Genomic DNA, 6558 nt, shown 5'->3' on the forward strand with positions numbered 1-6558 from the left:
ACTTCACTGCCATCGACCCACAACACACAACTCCCCGGTCGCCCGAATCAACGCCTGATCATGCAGGTAATCCTTGATCAGCGCGGAGCGTTCGGTGGCCAGCCATTGCGGGCAGTTCGGGTCTTTGCGGTAGGGCAGGAAATCGGCGTACTGCTTGAGCAGCAGGTTCTGAAATTTGTCGAGCTTCGGCCTGATTTCGTTGTTGAGGTCCGGCCGTGGGGTGTCCGGTGCTTTGTGCGCTGCTTGCCATTGCGCGAGCCGGCCGTATTGCACCAGTTTGCTGGCCTCGATCTGGGCGGCGATCAGGTCGGCGATATCGTCGGGGTCGAGCTTGCGCTCGGCCGCCTGCGTCCTGGCGTTGGCGATGACTTGCGCTTCCCGGGCATTGTCCTGGACCGGTTTGCCGCTGTCCCACTTGGTCAGCGCTACCAGCTCACTGATGTACAACCGCTCATTCATTGTCGCCAGCAAGGGTTGTAAGGCATCGGGCGCCGGGGGTGTCGTGCTGGCCTGGGCAGCGCCAGCGAACAGACCGAACAGGGCGCATGCCAGCCAGTGCGGCAGGCGTGGGGAGCGGGGCATGGGCAGAACCTCCTTGGACGCAGAAATCACTGCGGCTTGTGTATCACAAGTGCGACCAGGGCACGACAGGTTGCGCAGGATTCAGGCCAGCAGCCGTTCAATCTGCGCCAGTTCCCAGGTGCTGAGCAAACTCACCGGGTCGGTGCCGAAGCGCTGCCCGTTGTCGAACGCATACTCGCGGCCATCGGGGCTCTGGCCGTGCAGGCAGTGGCGCAGGTGGCCGGCGTCGACGTCGAGCGTCAGGCGCCAGCCGTCGATGTCGACCTGTACAGGATTCGACGCGCAGTGTTCATCGAGGCGCTTGAAGTTGCGAATGCCCTGGGCGGCATCGCGCAACTGTTGGTAAACCTCGCGGGCGGTGAGGGCGGGCACTGGTGTCTCCGGGGCGGAATCGGGGAGGCACAGGATAGATCATCAGCCTGCAAAAAAACGGCTGATGAGGCCGGATTTGACGCCCGGAGCCACCAGCCGTCCCGCAACAAAGAGATAGCCCGATATTTCGGGCTAGACCACCTGCACATTCTGAGCATTGCTCGCCACGGCATGACAACCACAGGCCAGGAGATGGCCTTGCAATACCACCGGAATGCCATTCATACGTCGGCGCGGATGCCCTTCGACGAAGGCAAACTCGCCCAGGTGCAGTGGGCAGGTAGCCTTGTCGCCCAACACCGCCGGTGTTTTTCCATTGAGGGTATGCGTACCTTCGAGCTGGCAGGAAACCACGGTGCCGTCGCTGTTGGTGGCATCACCCAGGCAAATCGGATGGCTCATGGTTTGTCTCCCGGCATGCGAAACCTGAACGGGTCGGCGCCGTGGGTTTGCTGGTTTTTCGCTTTGCGGGCTTCGTCCGGCGGGCGGACCATTTGCACGGTGACGCTGCCGTCCTCGCCGGTGTACACCACCGCGCTGACACCACCTTCCTGATAGCTGGCAATCGTGGCGAGGTTGATTTCGATCAAGGCGCTACTGACACCGGTGTTGCCCAGGCGTCGACCGATGTCGTAGCCCTCGTCGACATTGCCCAGTTCGAGGCCGGCGCCATCGACATTGAGGCCATGCAACGCGATGGTCAGGGCGACTTCGCCAGGTGTGTTGTCGGCGCTGTCGTAAAACACCCGCGCCGGTTTTTCACCTTTGGGAAGGGTTTCCAGTGCCTGCAACCAGCCTGCTTGCAGGGCTTTGGCCTGTAACGCGGGTTTGAGCGGTTTGCCGCTGTCGTCGTGCATCGGGACTTTGACCGGGCGATGCAGGTAGCCCAACACCGGGGCTTTATCGAACTCCTTGACTTGATGTTCGGCCCAGCGCACCGGTAACCATGCGGAGGGTTCGAAGTAGCCGGGGCCTCGGTTGCTCAGGGTTTGCCAGAGGGTGGGGAGTTGCGATTGCCAGTAGGTGGAGGACATGGTGCTGGGGGCATTAGGTTCCTCCACACCTCTTGCTCGCTCAGAATTTTCATACCAATCGATGAATGCAGTATCACGATTCCAGTAGTAGGCCCACAACTTGCCCATGTCAGTATTTTTGTTCTGGTTGTCCTCTGAGTCGTGGGTGGCAAAGGGGCGGATGTAACGGTCTACCCGATCCGAACGGGTGACGAGCAAGCCAGTCATGCTTTCGAATACAGTCGGGACCGCATGGACGTTTTGCAGGCCGGGGGTGCCGCGCTTTCGGTAAACGCTTCGGGATACATCGCCGTCCTTGCTAACAATCAATGCCTGTGGCACTTGTGGGTTGTCGTCAAAAAAAACGAAGAGTCGTTCGATCATTGCTTGTGCATGAGTGGTGTTTTCGTCGCCTTGCCAGAGAAACTGTGTCACTCCCAAAGTGGCAGCATTTCGACCTGAGTTGATCAGACCAGCAGCTTTGTAGCCTTTTTCATAAGGATCTGCTGGTCCCAACGCAAACACCGGGATCGGCCAGTAGGCCACTGAGTCGCTGGCCGAATGCTTGAACGCAACGCGTATATTGATTTTTTGGGTGATCTCTCGAGAGTTCACTGAGGCGTCGTAATCCTTGGGGTTTTGCGAATAGATCGAGGTGAAGTTGCTGTTGGTCTTTTTGATTTCTCTCCAAATTGAAGATTGATGCCAATTATCAACGGCAAGCCCCACCCCCCGTATTTCCAACGAATAAATACGCTCCTGGGTAGCGATGTGCTCGGCTCTTGCGGCCATGACTTTTGATTTGTAGGCCGCGAGTTCTGCCTCTTCGTAGGCAACGGCTTTACCAAACCAGTGCCCGCTGTAGGTCAACACCAATACGCCAAAAATGCTGGCTATTCCCTTTAGCATCACGGTGCTCATATCCACCAACTCCCTGCTTTCAGCCTGTGCCGTGTAGATGATGACGAGTAAAAAACCAAGCCAAATCGCTGTCAGTGTCCCCGCAGTCCAGAGATAGCCCTTCAGTTTCGGTCGTTGTGATTTGTCCTGCCGACGATCCCTCATGGACGCGCACCTTTTCCCTTCGAGCCGATTATTAGCGCTGGCGGCGTCAGCGAAACCAGCTCGTTTGAGGGAAACTTACCCTTGTCGTAATACTGATAACTGGCCTTTACCAGCGCCCGCGCTTTTGCACTAAGTCGAGACCAGCCCAGAAAACTGCTGACTTTTTCAAACCGATTTTCATCCATCTTCCAATCCGCAATCGCCACCAACACCTCCCGCATCACCGGATCATCCAGGCACCTGGCCTGCCCAATCGCAATGTCCATCGCCGTGACCCAACGATGGTTCTCCGGGCTGCGCAACACGGCCGAGTGATAGCTGTTGTCAGTCCATTCCTTCTGATCAACCTGCATGCGCGCACGGATTTCGTTGGGGGTTTCCTCGCGGTAGATGCGGTAATGGTCCTTACGATTGAGCATCGGGTTGCCGGACACTGGCGTCTGGCGCAGGGCCCGGGTCTGGTCGTCCGGCTCTTTGCCGTGATTCCAGCGAACAAGCCCATCGTCCAGGTCGAGTCGCTTGTCACTGTTGGTCACATAAATCCATTTGAAAGAGGCACCGGGGTTGCCTAATGCAGCGTTTTGCGACACCGCATCCGGGCGATCCTTTCCTGCCTCATGGGCAGAGCCCGTCACGGCTTCGCCGCCGAACATCTGCGGCGCATGGGGTGGGTGCAGTTGTTCGGCATTGATGGTGCGTTCCTGGCCTTCAGGGATCCCCGCTTGCGAGGCTATCGCCGCCACTGACCAGCCACCGGGATAACGCGGCTCGCCTTCGGCGCGGGTGAAGTCCGCTTGCGGAGCCTTGCCCACCAGTACCGGCTTGCCGTCGCGCAAGCGCTTGGTCCACAGGCGCTGGTAGAAACCCATGGATTGCAACGCGGTCATGGCCGGCTCGCCTTTGGGCAGCTCGTCCGGCACGCCATACGTGCCGATGCCCTGCACATCATCCAGCGCTACGGTGGTGTCGTCCGGGCAGAAGTACAGGTAGACCTTGCCGCGGTTGTCGCGCTCGGGAAACACCAGGGTTTTCCCGTCGGCGCCCAGGCGCTGACCTTGTTCGGGTGACCAGCGCGGCCCCGTGCGACCGCCATAACCCGGCACGCCACAGCCCAGGGCGCTGAGGGGGGGCTGCGCATGGGGGGATTGAGTGGTGTGTTGCACGATGTCGATCAGGGTCTGCAGGGTCTGCAGGTTTTTCGGCGTCGCGTCCGGCAGTACCGAATAGGGTGAGGCCACCATGATTGCGCAGTCGGCGCAGCGCTCACCGCGATCCACCAGCATGGCCTGGGCGAGCAAGGTGATCAGCGTGCCCTGGCTGTGCCCCATGATGGTGATGGTTTCATCGGGGGAAACGCGGCGGATCTCGCTGACCAGCATCGCTAGCCGGGTCGCGGCCAGCACGAAATACCGTCGATGCGGCGCCTTGCCCATGTACAGGGAGTTGGGCATGGTGGGTTGAACCCAATGGCGCAGCCATTTGGCGAACCCTTCTTCGTACATTTCCAGCAGATTGTTGGTGGCGTTGGCGAAAAATCCGCCGCCCTTGGCGAAGTGACGGTCCAGACGGTTGTCGAACCGGTCCAGGAATTGATCGCGTAGCCGGGCCGGATCGCCATTTTTATCGCGCTTGATCTCGCCGGGCTCGGCCCGGTAGCCCCAATAAAACGGGATCATCAGGCTACGGGTCTTGGGCGCTTCGGTATCGCGCTGGTAGAGGTACGTGTCCGGATCGTCGAGTATTTGCCCCTCGTTATCCTTCCACGCCTCCCTGGGCGTACGGTTGGCCTCGTTGTATTTGGCCCCATACCGCCCCGCCTTCAGATCCGGTCGATCCAGGCGCTCGTTAACCCCCTGGCACAACCCGGTTTCCACCGACTCATAGGACGCCCCGGGGTCGTTCACGCCATGCAGAAAAATCACCACGCCGGGCAGGTCTCGCGGCACAGCGGTATTGCGATCCGTGGATCGATTCGGCAGCAAACGACTCGTGGCTGTGGCGATCACTGTGTTGTCTGTGTAGCTCATGCATTCCACATCCTTCTGAAATCATGTTCCTCTCGCTAACTCACAGAGGAGCAGTGTCCTTTTATTGAGAGGCTTCAATAGTTGATTCGTATTGATCGAGCAGGCTCATGACCTGCGTGTCATCGGCGTACTTGATTTTCAGGTTTTGCAAGGCGGCATCCGTGCCTTTGCAACGCCGGTTAATGTCGTTGATCACTTGCTCGACACTGTCCTTTTTGTCGGCATCAGGAATCTCTCCGCGGAGCACATCGCACACGTCGCGACGGTCTGCGAACGCCTGGACATCAGGAGGCGTTTGCGCATGTACGGCTGATACCTGGCTCAGAGTGAGTAACAACCAGAAGAGCATTACCGAATGCTGTGGCATGGCTTCAGCGTCCGTCGGTCGACCAATGAGGCTTGTCTTTGTCGCCACCTTTGAACTTGATGACCATGTAGGTAGCACCCACTGCGTGCAGGTCCGCATTCATTCCTGTTTTCGGCTCTGTCGAAATATCCACGGTTCTACCCATGGCATCCCTTATCGAGAGAGTTCCCGTCCAATTGATCGTCATATCAATCGCTTTACCCTCGATATGTCGGGACGTCAGTGCGGGGGCAACTCTCAAGTTTCTGATGCCATATCCATTGACCATGGCCGTGGCTGCGGCAACGGATACTTCCCTGCAGTAATCGCCTTTTTCGTTTGAGTGTCCCCACTGGATGTCCACGCCCTCACGCTCAGGAATGGTTAACGGGTCCGCATCGGCATTGACGATTTTCCAGGCCCAATGCATCAGAAACGCACGCTTGGCAGGACGCAGGGTGGCCGAAATGTCGACGCTGGCACCTGCTGCTTTGAGGGCGCTGAGAAATGAAGCAACTGATGTGGCAAACGCTGAGTTCATCTCATCAAGTCTTGTGCTGGTGGGAAATTTTGATACCCACAAGGCGCCGCTTAATTGTTTCGTGGGGATCTCAACAGTCACAGGTGTCTGATCCGATGAGGGGGTCAAAAGATGTTGCGCGATCGTCATGGTAAGGGACCTCGATGGTGGTTATTTGTGAGGTATCTGATCGCATAATTTGAGTCCGGCCTTGCTCATCCGAGACGCCGACAACGACATCTCCCGACTCCAGCTTGATCCGGTACGTGACACCGTTCAGCGGGACACCTGTTTTTTCATCTTTAAGCAAAAAGAACAGATCAAAAGGGCTTGATGCGTCCGCCCTTGTGCTGTTCAAGCCTGAGGTCGCTGCCTGATGGGATGAATTGCGAAAAACTTCGAGACTGGCGAGTTGCATATCTGTTCGCTCAAGCAACTCGGTGAGGCCATTAGTTCCTGTAATGCCTTGCACCAGGCTGCCGTCTTCCAAGGCGATTTTGTATGGTTGGCCTTGAGCAATTGCGGTTGGATCACCTTCGTAGTGCAGTCGATGCCGTTGGTCGGCGCCGTCTCGACCGAAAGCAGGAATGGCAGAACTGTCGGTTTTCGGTCCCACCCAGTCATGCTCGCTGG

7 protein-coding genes and 1 pseudogene are annotated in these 6558 nt (G+C 58.0%); all 8 read right to left on the reverse strand.

All coding sequences use genetic code 11. The features are described from left to right. Positions 1-3: 3 nt before the first annotated feature. Complete coding sequence (locus PMI31_RS00985; RefSeq protein WP_008015627.1) at positions 4-582, reverse strand: chorismate mutase; 579 nt, start codon at positions 580-582, stop codon at positions 4-6. Positions 583-663: 81 nt separating this feature from the next. Continuing rightward, positions 664-954: a DUF7693 family protein gene (locus tag PMI31_RS00990; protein ID WP_008015628.1), complete on the reverse strand. Its 291-nt coding sequence runs from the start codon at positions 952-954 to the stop codon at positions 664-666. A gap of 132 nt (positions 955-1086) precedes the next feature. After that, on the reverse strand, positions 1087-1356 hold the full coding sequence (locus PMI31_RS00995; protein WP_008015629.1) for a PAAR domain-containing protein: 270 nt from the start codon (positions 1354-1356) through the stop codon (positions 1087-1089). Further along, on the reverse strand, positions 1353-3032 hold the full coding sequence (locus PMI31_RS01000; RefSeq protein WP_008015631.1) for a type VI lipase adapter Tla3 domain-containing protein: 1680 nt from the start codon (positions 3030-3032) through the stop codon (positions 1353-1355). The genes PMI31_RS00995 and PMI31_RS01000 overlap by 4 nt, the downstream gene beginning before the upstream one ends. Next, positions 3029-5059 carry a T6SS effector phospholipase Tle3 domain-containing protein gene (locus PMI31_RS01005; protein WP_008015632.1) on the reverse strand — a complete coding sequence of 677 codons (2031 nt, stop codon included), beginning with the start codon at positions 5057-5059 and terminating at the stop codon, positions 3029-3031. Before PMI31_RS01005 ends, PMI31_RS01000 begins: the two co-directional genes overlap by 4 nt. Positions 5060-5120: 61 nt before the next feature. Further along, positions 5121-5426: a hypothetical protein gene (locus PMI31_RS01010; protein ID WP_008015633.1), complete on the reverse strand. Its 306-nt coding sequence runs from the start codon at positions 5424-5426 to the stop codon at positions 5121-5123. Between the two features lie 4 nt (positions 5427-5430). Continuing rightward, positions 5431-6075: a hypothetical protein gene (locus tag PMI31_RS31175; RefSeq protein WP_008015634.1), complete on the reverse strand. Its 645-nt coding sequence runs from the start codon at positions 6073-6075 to the stop codon at positions 5431-5433. After that, positions 6017-6558 (reverse strand): annotated as a pseudogene (locus PMI31_RS30615) (hypothetical protein); the annotation flags it as partial. The pseudogene PMI31_RS30615 and the gene PMI31_RS31175, both read right to left, overlap by 59 nt.

Origin of the sequence: Pseudomonas sp. GM55, from assembly GCF_000282395.1 — a bacterium.
Classification (GTDB): Bacteria; Pseudomonadota; Gammaproteobacteria; order Pseudomonadales; family Pseudomonadaceae; genus Aquipseudomonas; species Aquipseudomonas fluorescens_CC.

What these genes read in the sequence shown, in the direction of transcription:
- PMI31_RS31175 (WP_008015634.1), bottom strand. Translation starts at nt 6,075, where the DNA reads ATGACGATCGCGCAACATCTTTTGACCCCCTCATCGGATCAGACACCT.
- PMI31_RS01010 (WP_008015633.1), bottom strand. Translation starts at nt 5,426, where the DNA reads ATGCCACAGCATTCGGTAATGCTCTTCTGGTTGTTACTCACTCTGAGC.
- PMI31_RS01000 (WP_008015631.1), bottom strand. Translation starts at nt 3,032, where the DNA reads ATGAGGGATCGTCGGCAGGACAAATCACAACGACCGAAACTGAAGGGC.
- PMI31_RS00995 (WP_008015629.1), bottom strand. Translation starts at nt 1,356, where the DNA reads ATGAGCCATCCGATTTGCCTGGGTGATGCCACCAACAGCGACGGCACC.
- PMI31_RS00985 (WP_008015627.1), bottom strand. Translation starts at nt 582, where the DNA reads ATGCCCCGCTCCCCACGCCTGCCGCACTGGCTGGCATGCGCCCTGTTC.
- PMI31_RS01005 (WP_008015632.1), bottom strand. Translation starts at nt 5,059, where the DNA reads ATGAGCTACACAGACAACACAGTGATCGCCACAGCCACGAGTCGTTTG.